This is a genomic window from Sphingomonas sp. 28-62-11, assembly GCF_002278865.1.
GTDB lineage: Bacteria > Pseudomonadota > Alphaproteobacteria > Sphingomonadales > Sphingomonadaceae > Sphingomonas.
The window spans coordinates 1-16,855 of the sequence record NZ_NCGB01000052.1 but is presented as its reverse complement, the minus strand read 5'-3'; the positions used below and the strand labels follow the sequence as shown (position 1 = coordinate 16,855).

At 60.2% G+C, this 16,855-nt stretch carries 12 protein-coding genes; 9 read left to right on the top strand and 3 right to left on the bottom strand.

Annotated elements, in window-relative coordinates; all coding sequences use genetic code 11:
• Positions 1–122 precede the first annotated feature (122 nt).
• Both B7Y49_RS13860 and B7Y49_RS13855 read right to left on the bottom strand, forming a co-directional pair.
• Positions 123–1,442, bottom strand: a complete 1,320-nt coding sequence (locus tag B7Y49_RS13860) for a sigma-54 dependent transcriptional regulator (protein ID WP_374128194.1) — start codon at positions 1,440–1,442, stop codon at positions 123–125.
• Positions 1,439–3,079 (bottom strand): ATP-binding protein, encoded by a 1,641-nt coding sequence (locus B7Y49_RS13855; RefSeq protein ID WP_374128193.1) that lies wholly within the window; start codon positions 3,077–3,079, stop codon positions 1,439–1,441. Before B7Y49_RS13855 ends, B7Y49_RS13860 begins: the two co-directional genes overlap by 4 nt.
• A 246-nt stretch (positions 3,080–3,325) precedes the next feature.
• On the opposite strand from B7Y49_RS13855, the gene B7Y49_RS13850 reads away from it, so the two are divergent.
• The 4 genes from B7Y49_RS13850 to B7Y49_RS13835 all read left to right on the top strand — a co-directional run bounded on the left by B7Y49_RS13850 (position 3,326) and on the right by B7Y49_RS13835 (position 9,902).
• Positions 3,326–4,699, top strand: coding sequence for a dicarboxylate/amino acid:cation symporter (locus B7Y49_RS13850; protein WP_374128192.1), 1,374 nt, complete (start codon positions 3,326–3,328; stop codon positions 4,697–4,699).
• Positions 4,696–5,646, top strand: coding sequence for an alpha/beta hydrolase (locus B7Y49_RS13845; RefSeq protein WP_374128191.1), 951 nt, complete (start codon positions 4,696–4,698; stop codon positions 5,644–5,646). Before B7Y49_RS13850 ends, B7Y49_RS13845 begins: the two co-directional genes overlap by 4 nt.
• A gap of 68 nt (positions 5,647–5,714) precedes the next feature.
• Positions 5,715–8,714 carry a TonB-dependent receptor domain-containing protein gene (locus B7Y49_RS13840; RefSeq protein WP_374128190.1) on the top strand — a complete coding sequence of 1,000 codons (3,000 nt, stop codon included), beginning with the start codon at positions 5,715–5,717 and terminating at the stop codon, positions 8,712–8,714.
• Between the two features lie 144 nt (positions 8,715–8,858).
• The gene (locus B7Y49_RS13835; RefSeq protein ID WP_374128189.1) at positions 8,859–9,902 is read left to right on the top strand and encodes a M14 family metallopeptidase; all 1,044 of its coding nucleotides are present in this window, start codon (positions 8,859–8,861) and stop codon (positions 9,900–9,902) included.
• 1,123 nt (positions 9,903–11,025) lie between these two features.
• Here B7Y49_RS13835 and B7Y49_RS13830 read toward each other — a convergent pair.
• Positions 11,026–12,039, bottom strand: a complete 1,014-nt coding sequence (locus B7Y49_RS13830) for an NAD-dependent epimerase/dehydratase family protein (protein ID WP_374128188.1) — start codon at positions 12,037–12,039, stop codon at positions 11,026–11,028.
• A gap of 149 nt (positions 12,040–12,188) precedes the next feature.
• On the opposite strand from B7Y49_RS13830, the gene B7Y49_RS13825 reads away from it, so the two are divergent.
• The 5 genes from B7Y49_RS13825 (at position 12,189) to B7Y49_RS13805 (ending at position 16,634) form a co-directional block, all read left to right on the top strand.
• Entirely contained in the window at positions 12,189–13,109 is a 921-nt protein-coding gene (locus tag B7Y49_RS13825; RefSeq protein WP_374128187.1) for a RimK family alpha-L-glutamate ligase, read from the top strand.
• Positions 13,106–14,134, top strand: coding sequence for an LLM class flavin-dependent oxidoreductase (locus B7Y49_RS13820; RefSeq protein WP_374128186.1), 1,029 nt, complete (start codon positions 13,106–13,108; stop codon positions 14,132–14,134). Before B7Y49_RS13825 ends, B7Y49_RS13820 begins: the two co-directional genes overlap by 4 nt.
• Positions 14,135–14,234: 100 nt before the next feature.
• Positions 14,235–15,302: a helix-turn-helix domain-containing protein gene (locus B7Y49_RS13815; RefSeq protein WP_374128185.1), complete on the top strand. Its 1,068-nt coding sequence runs from the start codon at positions 14,235–14,237 to the stop codon at positions 15,300–15,302.
• A gap of 93 nt (positions 15,303–15,395) precedes the next feature.
• A complete protein-coding gene (locus B7Y49_RS13810) occupies positions 15,396–16,205 on the top strand; it encodes a sterol desaturase family protein (protein ID WP_374128184.1) in 810 nt (269 codons plus the stop codon).
• Positions 16,206–16,256: 51 nt separating this feature from the next.
• Complete coding sequence (locus B7Y49_RS13805) at positions 16,257–16,634, top strand: hypothetical protein (protein WP_374128183.1); 378 nt, start codon at positions 16,257–16,259, stop codon at positions 16,632–16,634.
• The last annotated feature ends 221 nt before the right edge of the window (positions 16,635–16,855 follow it).

The following is a 16,855-nucleotide window of genomic DNA, read 5'->3' as shown; positions in this document are numbered from 1 at the left end:
CCGATGCTGCCAGGCGGGTTGTACAACCCCGCCCGCAAGGGCACGATGATAACCCCGGACTCTACTTATGAGTGGAGGAGAAAAGGGGAGCACGTCACCGCTCGGCCGCGACGCGCCAATCTTCAGCGAAAATCGCGCGACCTCAGCTTGTAGCGTGACAGTTTATCGTAGAAAGTTTTTCGCGGAATTTTTAGGTTCTTTGCCGCAATAATTGCGCTCCCATTCGCGATTCTTAGCGCTTCTTCCAGCACCGACCTTTCGAAATCCGCCACGATCAGATGCAGTGGCCGGTCAGTTGGCTCTGCGGCCGGCGCAAGACCGAACGATGACAGACCGAGGGTGAAGGCGCGCGCAAAGGCGCGAAGTTCGTGCAGGTTTCCGGGCCAGTCGTGGGTCTGGATATGGTGCCACTCAGCCTCGCCGATCGGACCGGCCTGCCGACCGGAAGTGCCTTCCATTTCGCCGACAAAGCGTCGGAAAATTTCGCCGATATCCTCCCGCCGAATGTTCAGCGGCGGAAGCGAAATTCGGACGGCGCCGAGTCTGCTTTCCAGACTAGGCGCGAGTCCGTCGTCGCTCGCTCCGGCGTTGCCACCGGTTGCTACGATGATCCTGAAATCGAGTTTGCGCGCTCGCTGGGCGCCCATCGGCAAGATGGTGCGGGTGTCCAAGGTTGAGATCAGGCGTGAACGGACCTTGCCTTCCATCTCGGCGATGTCGTCTAGAAACAAGGTGCCGCCGCTTGCCCGTTCGATCAGACCCATCCGCGACAGCCCGACGCCCGGTTCGCGCCCGAACAGGATCAATTCGGCATCGCGATGCGCCGCGAGCCCCTGATCTATTGTGACGAACGGGCGGTTCGCACGCGGGCTGAGATCGTGGAGTATGCGGGCGCAATAGGTCTTCCCGGTACCGCTTGCGCCTTCGAGAACTGCGTCGATATCCGCGCCTGCGACGGCGGTAATGACGCTGCGCAAGGTTTCCGCCGCTTGCGAAGTTCCGATGATACCAGTTTTGTCGCGATTGATCAGGGCGGATCGCAGCCGTCGGTTTTCCAGCACCAGGCTGCGCTTCTCCGCCGCCAGCGCGATGGCGCGTTCGATCTCCGCGATCGAATAGGGCTTAGTGAAGAAATCGGCGGCACCCTTTTTCAACATGTCGACGGCCATCTGCACATCGCCATGGCCGGTGGTGAAGATTACGGGGATATCTGGGTCGAGCTTCCTGACGAGATCGAAGAATTTGATGCCGTCAAGGCCAGGCAAGCGCACATCGCTGATGACGACCCCGTCGAATTCCGGCCCCAACTCCTGGATGGCGTGGCGCGCGTCGTTGAACAAGGTGACATCGAAACGAGCAAGGCGGAGCGCCTGGGTTACGGCTTCGCCAAGAGCGGGGTCGTCCTCGATCAGGACAATCCGGGTGGTCGCTTCCGCCTTCATACGAGCGGGACCATCATGGTAAAGCTCGCACCCGCCCGACTGGCGTCTGCGGTCAAGTCACCACCAAGATTTCGCATGATTTCCTGCGATATGACCAGGCCGAGGCCCAAACCTTCCGGCTTGGTTGTCGCAAAGGGTTGGAACATGCTTTCGAACTGTTGGTCGGTAAGTCCAGGCCCGTTGTCGGAGACGGTCAGCAAACACCGGTTGTCTTGCCGCGTGATGGCAATTTCGATCCGGCCGCCGACTCCGGTGGCGTCGATTGCATTCTGGATAAGGTTCATCAACACCTGCTCCAGTCCGACATGCTCTCCCCTGACAATGGTCTGCATCGCCGGGGCATCGGGCAGCTTCACGACGATGTTGGATTTCTGAATGCGCTCACCCAACAGCAGCATCGCGCCTTCCACGACCTCGTCGATTAGGACATCGCGCGGCTGGGATGGGGTTCGTCGGCTGAAAAGGCGAAGTTCATCGGTGATCTTGCCGATCCGTTCGGTGAGCGAGACAATTTTGCCGAAATTTTCTTCCGCCGATGCGGCGTCGCCAGCGGCGATCAGCCTGCTGCCACTTTCGGCGAATACCCGGACTGCGGCAACCGGTTGGCGGATTTCATGGCCAACGCCTGCCGTTACCTGGCCCAGAATCGCGAGGCGATTGGCCTGCTGTAGCTGATCGCGAAGCTTGGCGGTGCGCTCGCTAAGCTGCGCTTCGGCTCGGGCTTCGCGGCGGCGCATCGTCAGGACAATCCCGCCGCCGACCAGAAAGGCTGCCACCAAGCCCAGTATCAGCGCCAGCCTTGCGTTCGCGTTCGCCGCGGATAGGCGTGGCGAGGGATCGGCGAGCAGATGCAGATCCCATCCGTTGGGCGAAATCGGTTGCTTGGTTTCGATCAACGATGTGCTGACCAGCGTCGAATCGGCCGCGAAATCGGGCATCGGCGGGAGGTTCGACAATCCGAACTGGAGTTGATCAGCCGACTTGTCGCGCTTTGCGGAGTCTCGCGGGCGTATGGTATGAAAACGCCAATTGGGATTGCTGGTTACCAGCACAACGCCATCGGCGTCGGTAACAAAGACGCCGGCAGTCGCATCGTGCCAGCCGGTCTCCAGCCGGTCGAACTCCACCTTGACCGCGACTATGCCGAGCTTTCGATCGCCATTGTCGACTCGTTGGGCGATATAGAGACCGGGACGCCGGCTGACCGTTCCCAGCGCAAACTGGGTCGCGCTCCCGCGGGCCATAGCCCTGACGAAATAGCGGCGGAACCCATAGTTTGAGCCGACGAAGCTGGTCGGCAGCTGCCAATTGCTGGCGGACAGCGTGGTGCCCTTGGCATCCGTCAGGTAAATCGCAGCGGCACCGGTTTGCGCAGCGAGCTCTTCCAGCCTGCGATTGAGTATTTTCTCATTGCCCGCATCGCCCGCCAGCAAGTCGCGCACTTGCGGGTCTTCCGCGAGAACAAGGGGGACAAGGGAGAATTTCTCGAGTTCGCTTCGCAAGCCTGCCGACAGGGTAGCGGCGTCCGCCGCCGCTACCTTTCGAGCTTCGGCAAGCGCGGCGTTCCGCATGGTGCGGTCAAGACCGATATAGGCGAGTAATCCGCCGATCAGGATCAAGCCGCCGATGATCGACAACAGTGTTAGGCGCCTGCGCGAGTCTGATCGCCTGATTACACGCCCATCCATGCGGTATCTGTGCGAAATTCCGCAATTGGGTCAATCAATTTGTGCGGAAAATCGGACAAATAACGCTCTCAATCGATCTAACGAATTGAAAAAAAATCAAAGTGGCATTTCTCTTGTTTTGCTTGTGGCACTGCCTCCTCTCCCTAAGATTTGCTGGATAATAGCGGTACTGACCGAAAACAGGAGGGGAAGGCGATGGCGACCGAGCGCACGGTCACAACGGATCCGCGAATCCGCACGCGCCTCCCTTTCTATCGTATGCTCTATGTCCAGGTCCTGGCAGCGATCGTCCTCGGCGCATTGGTCGGCCATTTCGCGCCCGAAACCGGGGTAGCGCTCAAGCCGCTGGGCGACGGCTTTATCAAGCTGGTCAAGATGATCATTTCGCCCGTCATCTTCCTGACGGTCGCGTCCGGCATCGCTGGCATGCGCGACTTGTCGTCCGTGGGTAGCGTCGCGGGCAAGGCCTTTATCTACTTCCTGGCGCTCTCGACGCTGGCGCTGATTATCGGGCTGGTGGTGGGCAATGTCGTCCGTCCGGGAAGCGGATTGAATATCGACCCTGCATCCCTTGATACCGCTGCTGTCGCAACCTTCGCACAGTCGGCGCACGCGCAGACGATTCCCGCCTTCTTGCTGGACATCATTCCGACGACATTGTTCAGCGCAATGACTGAGGGCAAGATCCTGCAAGTACTGCTGGTCGCGATCCTGACCGGCGTTGCCCTGTCGGCTACCCGACCACAAAGTAACTTGGTGCTTGACGTGATCACCGCGCTCAGCGGGGCGGTGTTCAAGCTGGTGCACATGCTGATGAAGCTGGCGCCCATCGGGGCGTTCGGAGCGATCGCCTTCACGATCGGCGAGTTCGGCATTACCTCGCTCGCCAATCTCGCGGCGCTGGTTGCGACCTTCTACCTGACCTCGCTGCTGTTCGTTCTCGGGGTGCTGGGGATCGTTTCCCTACTCGCCGGCTTTTCGATCTTCTCGCTGATCAAATTTCTGCGCGAAGAGCTGTTGCTGGTGCTGGGCACCTCGTCGTCGGAAGCCGCGCTGCCAAGCTTGATGGAAAAGATGGAGATCGCCGGATGCCGCAAGTCGGTCGTCGGGTTGGTCATCCCCACCGGGTATTCGTTCAATCTGGACGGCACGAATATCTATATGACGCTGGCAGCTTTGTTTATCGCGCAGGCGGTTGGAGTCGAACTATCGTTGAGCGAACAGCTGACGCTGGTGCTTGTCGCCATGGTCAGTTCAAAGGGCGCGGCGGGCGTTACAGGTGCCGGTTTCGTTATTCTGGCGGCGACTCTATCGGTCGTACCGTCGGTTCCGGTCGCGGGCATGGCGCTGATCCTGGGCATCGACCGGTTCATGAGCGAATGCCGCGCGCTGACCAATTTCATCGGCAATGCGGTCGCGACGATCGTCGTCGCCCGGTGGGAAAAGGCACTCGACACCGAACGACTGGCGGCGGCGATGGCGGGACGACCGATGCCGTTGCCCCAAGAGGATAGCGAGCGGCACGAGCGCAGCGAGTTGCAGCCACTGCCTCTGGATGTCGCGGCATGATCGCGCGCCGGGCGTTGCTGCACTCCGCGGTCGCCGCCAGCGTGCTGGCAACATTCGCCGCGCCTATTCGAGCTAGGGGTGCCTCGAGCGGCAACGTGCCAGAGGAAATCAAGCTTTGGCCTGGAACGCCTCCCGGGCGCGGCAAGGCGAGCGGCCCTGAGGAAATCGGCACCAAGGGGGCCAGCATAGGGGCCGTGTCGAATATTTCGGTCCCCCGCATGCGCGTCTATCGGCCTGATCGCCCCAATGGCGTCGCGATCCTGATGTGCGGGGGGGGCGGCTATTTCCGCATCCAGATCGCGAAGGAAACGACGCCGGTCGCGCTCTGGCTTCAGGCGCGTGGTTTCACCGTATTTGATCTGCTGTATCGGCTCCCCGCCGATGGTTGGGACGCGAACGTGCCCTTCATGGATGCGCAGCGGGCGATGAAAATCATCCGCACCCGCGCCCCAGATTTCGGGGTCAATCCGGCGCGGATCGGCATCATGGGTTTTTCGGCCGGCGGCCATCTGGCAGGCTTTACCGCCTTGCAGAGCGGTCGTGCGCTCTATGACGGCAACGACCGTTTTGAAGCCACGAGCGCGCGACCCGATTTCGCGGCGCTGTTGTTTCCGGTCGTGTCGCTGCGCAAGCCCTATCTCACGCGAACACGGCGCTATCTGATCGGCGAGACGCCAAGCGAGGCGGCAGAGGCGGCTTGGTCGCTGGATACCTATGCCGCAAAGGAGTCGCCGCCGACGATCATCTTCGTCGCTGCCGACGACCCGACGACGCCACCCGGACACGCCATCACGCTATTCCAAGCGCTGATCGCCAAGGGCGCGTCGGCAGAACTGCACTTTTTCGAAAAGGGCGGGCATGGTTGGGGGCTCGGTACCCCCGATCAGACGCTGAACCAATGGCCGGAAATGTTTCAAGCCTGGATCACCAGGCGGAAATTCGACTGACACCTAACTGGGGGGAAACGATGCGTATCAAAAATTTTGCGAGAATGGTTCTGCTTTGCGGCACGAGCATGGTTGCCGCGACAACGGCAGCACACGCTCAAAACAGCACCACAGCCAATAGCGGAAACACGTCGGCGAGCGCCGGCACTGATCAGGACATCGTCGTCATCGGATCGCAAATCCAGGGCGCAAAGATCAACGACGTCCTTCCCGTTACGGTGCTCGACGAACAGGCGATCGAAAATACGGGTGCCTCTTCGGGTGACGAGCTTTTTCGTGCGATACCTCAGGCGGGCACGGTCGCGTTCAACGAACAAAATTCATCAACGCAGAACAATGTTCGCGGTGACGTCGGGTCGATCAACCTTCGCGACCTGGGGACCGGCAACACGCTGCTGCTGATCAATGGCCGCCGTATGGTGCTGCATCCCGGCTTCCAAACGGAGCTGCTGGTTCCGGTGGTTAGCGCCGACACCAACGAAATCGCCCCCGGCAGTGTCCGTCGGCTCGAAATTCTGCGCGATGGCGCGTCAGCCATTTACGGTGCCGATGCGGTGGCGGGCGTGGTCAACACCGTTCTGAAAGGCAATCGAAAGGGCGGTTTTATTGACGGTGACTATCGCGCATCCGGCGGCACCAGTCTTTACAACGCCTCGATTTCCGGAGGGTATGGCTTTGATTTTGCCGACGGGCGCGCCAATTTGACCGTATATGGCGGCTATTTCCATGAAAATGGTTTGCCGACATCGGGGCGCCCTTACTCTGCGGACGACAATCGCTTGCCGCTCGTCATCGGGACCGATTTCCAGGACGATGCCTCCTTCAACAACCGCAATACATTCGGCCCTTTCGGTCAGTTCGATATTCAGGGAACGTCCCCGGCAACCCGTACCCCGATCGGCGACGATGACTTTTTTCTTCAGCCGAGCACCTTCACCGGCTGTCGGCTGAGTTTCGGCAACGGGATCTGCGCGGCGCCCGGCACGACGCCCACGGCCAACGTGCGCTACAACACCATCTTCGGCAACAGCCTGATCAGCGAAAAGAATCGCTACAATGCGTCGGCGTTGCTGAGTTACAAACTGAGCGACACGATCGAAGCCTATTTCGAGGGTAGTTACTACCGCTCCGAAAACCGCCGCAATATCGATGCTTCGGCCATTCTCAGCGCCGTTCCGGTGGGCATTGCACGTACTGCCTTTTGGAACCCCTTCGGGCCGACGGGCAGTCCGAACCGTCTGCCAGGCACGACAATCGCTGCGACTGGCGTGGATGTCATCATGGAGCGCTACCGCTTCGTCGATGTCGGCAATCGCGATGTCTCGGTCAACAAGGACAGCTATCGTCTGGTCGGCGGCCTGCGCGGCAGTTTAGGCGCCTGGGAATTCGACACCGGCTTCGTCTATTCAGAAGCGAAGACGTCCGATATTGAGCGCAACCGCGTGTCGCTGACGTTGATGCAGCGGCAAATCAACCTGACGACTGCCGCCGCCTATAACCCGTTCAACGGGGGCTGCCTGAACGATCCGGGCCAGGGAGATTGCACGCCCAATCCGCAATCGTCGATTGATCCGTTCCGCATCAGCGTTTTCCGCAACGGCGGCACCAGCCTGGCGCTCGCCGACTTCAAGATCAGCCGTGACGATCTGTTTGTGCTGCCGGGTGGCAATCTCGGCGTTGCCGGCGGCGTCGAATGGCGGCGGGAGACTTTCTTTGACGATCGCGATTCGCGGCTCGATGGCACGATCACCTTTACCGACAGCGTCACCGGCGTTTTCAACGGCAGCGACGTCGCCGGCACGAGCGAATCGCCCGACACCAACGGACGGCGCGAGGTTTATTCAGGGTTCGCCGAGCTGTTCGTGCCGCTGGTGGGGCGCGACATGAACATCCCGCTTGTCGAGCAACTCAATCTCCAGCTGGCGGGCCGGTTAGAACATTTCACCGACATCAACGCGACCGCTGCCGTCCCGCGCGTTGCGGCTTCGTGGACGGTCATTCCCGGCATCACCTTCCGCGGCGCGTGGTCACGGGGCTTCCGGGCGCCGAACCTGGTGCAGGTGAATGACGAAGGGACAACGCGGTCAAACACCCGCGACGATTTCGTTGTCTGCCAGGCGCAGGTGGACAAGCGCACCTTGTCCAGCCTTGGCGCTTGTCCGGGGGCGGGTGTGATCAGCTTCCGTTCGGGCAGCCAAAATCTTAAACCGGAAAACAGCCAGAGCATCAATTTGGGTGTCGTGCTCGAGCCAGGCTTCGTCCCGGGCCTGACGCTGACTGCGGACTATTGGCGTGTAAAGCAGAAGGGGTTGGTCGGGACCTTCGGCGACGACAATGCCATCGCGCTCGATCTGGTGCGCCGCCTCAACGGCAGCACCAATCCAAACGTTATCCGCGCAGCGCCAACCGCCGAAGATATCGCGTTGTTTACTGGCACACGCCTGATGCCGGCAGGGGCGATCATCCGGGTTCTTGACCCCTATCTGAACCTCGATAGCCGCGTATCGATGGGCTGGGACTTCGGCATGTTCTATAAGGTGCCCGATTTCGGCGCCGGTAAGTTCAAGCTCAATCTGAATGCCGCGCGTCTGAAGAGCTTCGTCCAGTCGGCCGGGCCCAATGGCCAGGAACTGCTGGATGCAATCGCCAGCGGGGTCTTGCCGCTTGACGTTTCCGTGGGCGGTTTGGGGCAGCTGCTCGAAGCCGATGGACGGCCGAAATGGCGGCTTACCTCATCGATCAACTGGGAAAAAGGGCCGGTCGAAGTCGGCCTGTTCGGACAATATACCGGCAACGTCTTTGACACGAGCGTCGTCCGCGACATTCTCGTCGTGTCAGACAATCCTAATGCCAATTTCTTTCCGGTCCAAGACCAGTTCATCGTGAACCTGTCGATCGCTTATGAAATAAAGAACAACACGCTACTCAATGGGACGAGAATACGGTTCGCGATCAACAATCTGTTCGGTGAGGATCCGCCGCTGGCCGATGAAGATTATGGATTCTACAGCGACCTGTTCACGGCGCGCGGTCGGGTATTCCACGTCGAACTGCGCAAGAATTTCTAACCGGCCATGCGGGTTAGGATGAATGCGCGATTTTGGCTGGTCGGTGTCGTATTGGCGGTGGGGGCGTGCGCGCACAATGCGCCCCCACACACGCCGAAAGTGGTTCCGGTTGCCCACTCGGCTTGCGTCACGGCCGGTGTTTCGTTGCGCTTCGATTTCGAAGGTGCGTCGCAATCGCGCTGCATCATCGACGGCGAGCGGGCGTTTTCGGTTCTGATATCGCCGGAGCACGCGCCGCCGATCAATCCCAGCCCGTGGTATGCGTTCCGTTACAGCGCGGACCCCGGTCGCGCTGTAACCGTGACATTGCGCTATCTGGAGGCGCGACACCGGTATCCCCCCAAGCTCGAAACGGACGGCAAGTGGACATCGCTTGATGTGCACGTGAAGGACGGCGGACGATCGGCAAGCTTTTCAATACCGGCCGGGCAGGGTCGCATTGCGGCGCAGGAAATTTTCGATCCGGCCCGGCACCACGCTTTGCTAAAACGGCTGGCGCGGTCCTCAAATGTGGCGCGTCTGACACTTGGCTTGTCGCATGATCAAAGGCCGATCGAAGCCTTGCGCGTCGGCGACCCCAGTGCTGCTCGGCTGGTCGTGCTGCTCGGCCGCGCGCATCCCCCGGAAGTGACCGGCGCACTGGCAATGGAAGTTTTTCTGACCCGGATCATCGCAGCTGCGGAGGCGGGGCAACTCGAGGGCGTGCAAGTTCTGGCAGTACCCCTGTTGAACCCGGACGGCGTCGCTCGCGGTCACTGGCGTTCGAACCTTGGTGGAGGTGATCTCAATCGCGATTGGGGGGACTTTACCCAACCTGAAACCCGGTCCGTTTCGACTTGGCTTGCTCGATTGCCATCATCGGTGCGTCCAGTCGCGATGGTCGATTTCCATTCGACTGATCGCAACCTGTTTTATGTTCAGGGACCGGATGAGACTGATGAAGAGCAGGAGCGTTTTCTGGTGCGATGGCTCGGTGGACAGGAACAGGCGATACCCGGCTATCCCTTCACCGTCGAACGGCGCAGTGCGACCAACGCGTCAAAGACCTCAAAATATTGGTTTCATCGCACTTTTGGTATCCCGGCCTATACCTACGAAGTCGGGGACGAAACCGAGCGCGACGGCATCGAACGTTCGGCCATTATTTTTGCCGATCGCTTCGTTTCTGCGCTCCAGACCAGACAGTAGATCGCTCTGCCGAACTGAATCGGCCCCTGTTGTGTTCAAATCGTCAGCGATACTGATCCCGGACAAATCACAGGAGCGGAGTGCACCTTTAGGATTAGCCGATCGATTTACACGCAATGCTCGGGTTCTGGTGCCAGGTTTCGACTGCGCGAGAAAGGAAAGCCGACTTTCCGTTCGCGGACAGCGTTGCCCTTTCGAGAATCTGACGCTGGTAAATGGTAATCGTAGTCTGCTCCCGAAAGCCGACATTCGGCAATCGATTTGGGAATGGCCACTAAGTCCCAGCTGCGGACCTTTGCGAGGGTGTGGTGGCGAACCCAAACGAACGGCAGGTTTTAGGAGCGACGATCGGCGGGCTGAATGACCGATATTGAGGCGCAAAGAAGTCGCCTATATCTGCAAATTTGAACGTCCCGCTTGTTTCCTTTGTTTCTCGGAAACTGACCAGAATCTGGTACCAATCTTCGCCTGTCAGAACCCGGAATGTAGTCATCGGCTTGTAAATTGACTGCAGATGGAGAGGATGCTTCGGCCTTTAATGGGCTGGCGAGCGTGCGTCGTAAATCGTGGACTCTCCAATGAGGCATCGGAGCGCATTCCGAGCGCGCTTTGGCGATTTCGTCGTCCAGCAGCTTCTTGGCTTTAGAAAAACAGCTTAGCGGCACGTCACCCCGAAGAGACATGACAGGGCCGGTCTTGGGCCAACCGCGCGACCTCAGCGATTGCTCACTACTTTGACCCTGATCAACCAATGGCGGATTCTCCGAAATTTCACCTCGTTGCAGCGACTAAGGGAAAAAATCGAAGCATAGGCAAATACGTGCGACGAGTCGCGGGTTGCGACGCGGGGATACCGTCCAAGATAGCTTGTAAGTCGGCGCGGGTAATTGAGGGCAGGGGCTTGCCCATCAACCGTGGCTTCAATTGCTCATTCATTACCAGGTCGGCCTGCCCATGACTGCGCGGACGATGGTCGAGTTCATATTCGGCGAGCCAGCGTGCGGCGACGTTTTCAAAGGCAAGCGTTCGATCGACAAGTATTTTTTCTCAACTCGTCGCTTTGCTTCATCCTGTGTGGCTATCGCGTCGAGTTCGAGTTGGCGTGGGTCAACGCCTCGACTGATCAAACCCCGTAATGCGCGCGGTACCAAGCCACAAAGGCGGGCACCCCGGTCGCGACGGGGGTGGCGGGTACATAATCGATCAGGTCGCGCAGCAGGTCGGTGCTCGCTTCGGTGCGCAGCACTTCGCCGGGTTGCATCGGCAGCAGGTTCATGACCGCTTGCTTGCCCACGGCCTGTTCGATCGCGGCGATGTAATCGAGCAGTCGAACGGGTTCCCCTTGCGCGATGTTGACGATCCGGTGCGGCGCAACCGGCGACAGGCTGTCGTGCGCGCCGACGGGGACGGTGCCCGGCACGGCATCGATCAGCCGCACCACCGCCTCGGCCAGATCGCTGACATAGGTGAAATCGCGCACCATTTCGCCGTGGTTATAGACGTCGATCGGCGTCCCCTCGATAATCGCGCGGGTGAATTTGAACAGCGCCATATCGGGCCGACCCCAGGGGCCATAGACTGTGAAGAAGCGAAAAAACGTCATCGGTACGCCAAACAGATGCGCATAGCTGTGCCCCATCAGCTCGGTCGCCCCCTTGGTCGCGGCATAAAAGGTGAGCGGGGTCGTGCACTGGTCGGTTTCGCGGAACGGCATCGCGGTGTTGCCGCCATAGAAGGAGCTGGTCGATGCCGCGAGCAGATGCGCCGGCTTGGTGCGCCGTGCGAGCTCAAGCACGTTGAAGCTGCCGACCAGGTTCGACGCGACATAGGTTTCGGGATGATCGATCGAGTAACGCACCCCCGCCTGCGCCGCGAGGTGAATGACGACATCAGGCGCGAAGGCCTCCCACACCGGCGCAAAGACCGCCATTTCGTCAATCGACACCCGCGCGACGCTGAAGTTCGCGTGTGCGGCGAGCACCGCATTGCGCTGTTCCTTCAGCGTCACGTCGTAATAATCGGAGAAGTTATCGACCCCGAGCACCGTAGCGCCGCGATCGAGCAGCGCCTGCGCCACATGCATCCCGACGAAGCCCGCCGTGCCGGTGACGAGTATCTTTTTGCCGGTCATCGTCATGGTCTCGATCCTTCGGGCACCGATTGGAGCGCGCTGTGCCCCCGATTAGGCCCCAATAAGGCATTGCCATAGGCTGACTCATCTTGCGACAAGGTTACAGCCTGATCGATCCGTCGCCACCCGATGTAACGTGCTGCCCTACCAACCGAATGAGTGCCATGCCTGATCTCGCCGTTTTCTATGAACACCCCGCTTGGTTCGCCCCGCTGTTCGCCGCGCTCGATGCGCGCGGTATCGATTATGTGAAGCTGGGGATCGAGGGCCACAGCTTCGATCCCGCCGGATCGCCGCCGCCGGCGCGTGTCGTGCTGAGCCGTCTTGCCATGTCGAGCTTCCTGCGCAGCGCCGATCATGCGATTTTCTACACGCCCGCGCTCTATGCTCATTGGGAGGGGCAGGGCGCGCGGATCATCAACGGGGCGGATGTGCTCGCAGTCGATGCCAACAAGGCGCGCCAGCTCGCGCTGATCTCAAGCCTCGGCCTCGCAATCCCCGCCACCCGCGTCGTCCACCGCGCTGTCGATATTCCGGGCGCCGCCGCCGAACTGCGCTTTCCCATCGTCGTAAAGGCCAATATCGGCGGATCGGGCGCGGGCATCATGCGCTATGAAACACCCGATGATCTGGCTCTGGCGGTCGCCGACAAGTTTCTGCCAACCAGCATCGATGGCGTGCTGCTGGTGCAGGAATATGTTCCCGCCCGGGGTGGCCGGATCACCCGGATCGAAACGCTCGACCGCAAATTCCTCTACGCGCTCGACATCGACGGCGGCGGGCAGTTCGATCTCTGTCCCGCAGACGCCTGTGTTGCGGACGGCAAGCCGATCGCAATGACAAAGGCCGATCCTGCGCCCGAACTGATCGATGCCGCGGAACGGATCGCGGCGGCAGCAGGCCTCGACGTTGGCGGTATCGAAGTGATGATCGATGACCGAGACGGCGTACCGCGCTTTTATGATATCAATGCATTATCCAATTTTGTGGCCAAGCCGCTCGATGTGCTCGGCTGGGACCCGCATGAGAAACTGATCGACTATCTGGAAGCGGAAATCGCGAAGGTGAAAGCATGAGATTCGGTTACTGGATGCCCGTCTTTGGCGGCTGGCTGCGCAACGTCGCTGACGAGCAGATGGACGCGAGCTGGGACTATACCAAGCGCCTCGCGATCAACTCCGAGAAATGGGGCTATGATCTTTCGCTGATCGCCGAGCTCAACATGAATGACATCAAGGGCATTGGCGCCCCCACGCTCGATGCCTGGTCGACCGCCGCCGCCGTCGCCGCCGTAACCGAAACACTCGAGCTGATGGTCGCCGTCCGCCCCAATTTCCACCAGCCTGCTTTGTTCGCCAAGGCGGCGGCCAATATCGATCAGATTTCCGGCGGTCGCCTCGCGCTCAACGTCGTCTCGTCCTGGTGGGCGGATGAGGCCAAACGCTACGGCCTGCAGTTCGATCAGCATGATGATCGTTATGCCCGCACCAGCGAATGGCTGCAGGTGGTCGAAGGGATGTGGCGCGAGGAGGAGTTCGACTTCGCCGGCAAATTCTACACCACGGACAAGGCGATCTGCAGCCCCAAGCCCGTCAACAAGCCCGTCACCTATGCCGGCGGCGAGAGCGAGGCAGCGAAAACGCTGATCGCGGGCCAATGCGACGCCTATGTGATGCACGGCGACCCCGTTGAGGCGATAGCCCCCAAAATCGCCGACATGGCCGCCCGCCGCGCCGCCACCGGCAAGCCGCCCATGCAATACGGCATGGCCGCCTACGCCATCGTCCGCGACAGCGAGGCCGAAGCCCAGCGCGAACTGAAACGCATCACCGACGTGACCGATCTGCCCGCCGGGTACGACAATTTCGACCAGTGGCTGTCGGGCACGCAGCTCGAACGCGAGATGAAGATCAACGAATATTCGGTCTCGAACCGCGGCCTGCGCCCGAACCTGATCGGCACGCCGGAGCAACTGCGCGAACGGATCGAGGAATATGAAGCGGCGGGGCTGGATTTGCTGTTGCTTCAGATGAGCCCGCAGGCGGAGGAAATGGAGCGGTTTTCGGCGCAGGTGATGCGGCGGGAGGTTGTGGGGGCGTAACCACTCACATTGATCGCTCCCGAAGGGGCACGCCACCGATTGGCAATTCCCTATTCCCGCTAATAGACTAGGCGCGTCGCGCTGGGGAGGGCATGTACCGGTGGAGCCATGGCAAATCCTTGATCTGTTGCTTCGCGGGATGGCGGTGGGTGCCCAATTGGGTCTCGCCATTGCGCTTGCCCGCAGCGCTGAAGATCGCGGCTTGCGGATCGTCATATTGTTGCTCTTCATCAGTAGCATCAGTCTAACGCTCACGGGCGTTCCGCAGATCCTCAGGATGATGGGATCGGCGCAAATCCTGCTTTGGCTCATCCAGATCGGCGGCGCGGGCTATTTCTGGCTGTTCGCGGTCATGCTGTTCGAAGATCGCAGGTTAACCTGGATCAGCACGTCGCCCTCCATTGCGTTAACGGTCATCGGGCTTTTCGGCCAATATGGGCCACGCGCCCTGGCGCCAGCGACCTGGGGACTCCACAATGTTTTGGGGCTGTTGTTGGCCCTCAACGCGCTGTTTGTGATCATCCGATCGGGCCAGAACGACCTGGTCGAGGCCAGAAGGCGGCTTAGGGTGCCTTTTCTCCTGCTCATCGCCGTGTTTTCGGTTGTCATAAGCGCTGTCCAGATCGGTCAGGGTCTCGGCATCAATTCGCCCTGGTACCAATTCGCCAATGCCTCGCTCCAAGCCCTGCTCGGAATTGGCGGCGTGGCGGTGCTGCTGGAGGCGCGATCGACGCTTTTCGGTGTTTCGCCCGGCGGGCGCTCCGCGACCGTCGATGCACGCCCCATCGATGACAGCCAAATCTGGCTCGATCGGTTGCAAAAGGTCATGGATATCGAAGCACTTTGGCGCCGCGAGGGGCTGACAATCGGCGATCTCGCGACTGCCGTTGGCTTGCCCGAGCACCGGCTGCGTCGATTGATCAACGATCAACTCGGCCACCGCAACTTCGCCAGCTTCGTCAACCAGCGCCGCATCGCCGAAGCCCGGACGCTGCTCAGCGATCCCGCCAGCGCAGCGCGCACTGTCGCGAGTATCGCGTTTGATCTCGGATTCGGCTCGCTCGGGCCCTTCAACCGCGCCTTTCGGGATGAAACCGGGCTGACGCCGACCGAATATCGTCGCCAGACGATGGCCAATAGCTCGCCGATTCCTGAAAATCCTCGCTGATTTCGGAATCGGCCACCTTCTCCAACGGATCGGCGAGACCTATCGCGACGCTTTGATCGACAGACGAACCACCCAATCAAAGGAGGTTCGATTATGTCGTTGGAGTATCTTGCATCGATGGGACAGCACTGGGTGCTGCTCATGCTCGGCGATGCCATTCGTTATGTGATTTTCGCAACGAGTGTGTGGTTGCTGCTGTGGTACGTGCTGGCGCGGCCACTCGCCAACCGTCGCATCCGCAGTCAGCGGCCGCCCGGCCGCCAGCTCCGTAAGGAGTTCGTCTTTTCGATACGGTCGGTAATGATCTTCGCCACCGTCTCGGTCGTGGCGAAGCTCGCGCAGCATTATTTTGGCTGGTGGAACGGCCCTAAGATCGCCGTGACCTGGGGCCCCGTCTGGTTCTGGGCCAGCCTGATGCTAATGATCGTCGCGCACGATGCCTATTTCTATTGGGCGCACCGGCTGTCGCACCACCGCAGCCTGTTCCGCTGGGTGCATCGCCGCCACCATCTGAGCAACAACCCGTCGCCTTTCACCGCCTATAGCTTTGACTGGCCAGAGGCGGTGTTGATGGGCAGCTTCGTGCCGCTCTGGGTGCTGATCGTGCCGACGTCATGGGTCGTGGTCGATCTGTTCGTGCTGCATCAGATCGTGCGCAACACGCTGCTCCACTGCGGGATCGAAGTGATGCCGGCGCGGCGCGATGGGCGTCCGCTCTTCGACTGGATGACCACGACGACGCATCACGATCTCCATCACGGCAAGGTCGGGTGGAATTTCGGCCTCTACTTCACCTGGTGGGATCGCTGGATGGGCACCGAACATCCCGAATACCACCGCCATTTCGCGGCTGCCGTGCGGCGCCCGCTTCCCAATCCGGCTGGCGACCCTGTCGCGGCCTGATGTCCCCAACCCTCAACCAACCTGAAACCTGAAAACTGAAAGGAACTGACCATGTGGATGACGAAAATGATGCTGATGACTGCTGCCTTGACCGACGCCGGAACGATAGCAACCCCATCGCCGCTGCTCGGCATCTGGACCGAGATCAACGGTCCCGGCGCAGCACGAATTGAGCCGTGCACCAAAAAGCCGGGGCGGCTTTGCGCGACCGGGCTTGCCCGACGCGCCAAAGGTCAGCCGGGTCAGGTCGAAACCGGCCTTGTGCTGTCCGACGTTACGCTTGAGGGACCCAATCTCTGGCGTGGCACCTATCATGACGGCAAGCGGCTGTTGCCCGCCACGCTGCGGCTGATGTCACCGCGGGTCGTGGAGATGAAGGTGTGTATCTTGATGTTCTGCCAGACCGCCAAATACGCGCGTGCGGCCTAACCTTCATATAGTCCAACTCTGCCGGTTGTTTCGCATCGATCGGGTGTGCGGTAATCGGCAGGGTAAGCTATTGTTTAGCCAAATGAACATAGCTCGCTACTGGTGACGGCTATGGAAAGTAAATCAAAGTCGATCGATCGAATATCCATTAGTATCAGTTGTTTGGCTGCATTGGTGATAGCCACGTCACGTGCGGCGTTTTCTGAAAGACCTATATTGAC

Excerpts from the sequence above, each read along its gene's own strand:
- B7Y49_RS13860 (WP_374128194.1), bottom strand. The coding sequence starts at position 1,442 with ATGAAGGCGGAAGCGACCACCCGGATTGTCCTGATCGAGGACGACCCC.
- B7Y49_RS13850 (WP_374128192.1), top strand. The coding sequence starts at position 3,326 with ATGGCGACCGAGCGCACGGTCACAACGGATCCGCGAATCCGCACGCGC.
- B7Y49_RS13845 (WP_374128191.1), top strand. The coding sequence starts at position 4,696 with ATGATCGCGCGCCGGGCGTTGCTGCACTCCGCGGTCGCCGCCAGCGTG.
- B7Y49_RS13840 (WP_374128190.1), top strand. The coding sequence starts at position 5,715 with ATGGTTGCCGCGACAACGGCAGCACACGCTCAAAACAGCACCACAGCC.
- B7Y49_RS13830 (WP_374128188.1), bottom strand. The coding sequence starts at position 12,039 with ATGACGATGACCGGCAAAAAGATACTCGTCACCGGCACGGCGGGCTTC.
- B7Y49_RS13825 (WP_374128187.1), top strand. The coding sequence starts at position 12,189 with ATGAGTGCCATGCCTGATCTCGCCGTTTTCTATGAACACCCCGCTTGG.
- B7Y49_RS13820 (WP_374128186.1), top strand. The coding sequence starts at position 13,106 with ATGAGATTCGGTTACTGGATGCCCGTCTTTGGCGGCTGGCTGCGCAAC.
- B7Y49_RS13810 (WP_374128184.1), top strand. The coding sequence starts at position 15,396 with ATGTCGTTGGAGTATCTTGCATCGATGGGACAGCACTGGGTGCTGCTC.
- B7Y49_RS13805 (WP_374128183.1), top strand. The coding sequence starts at position 16,257 with ATGTGGATGACGAAAATGATGCTGATGACTGCTGCCTTGACCGACGCC.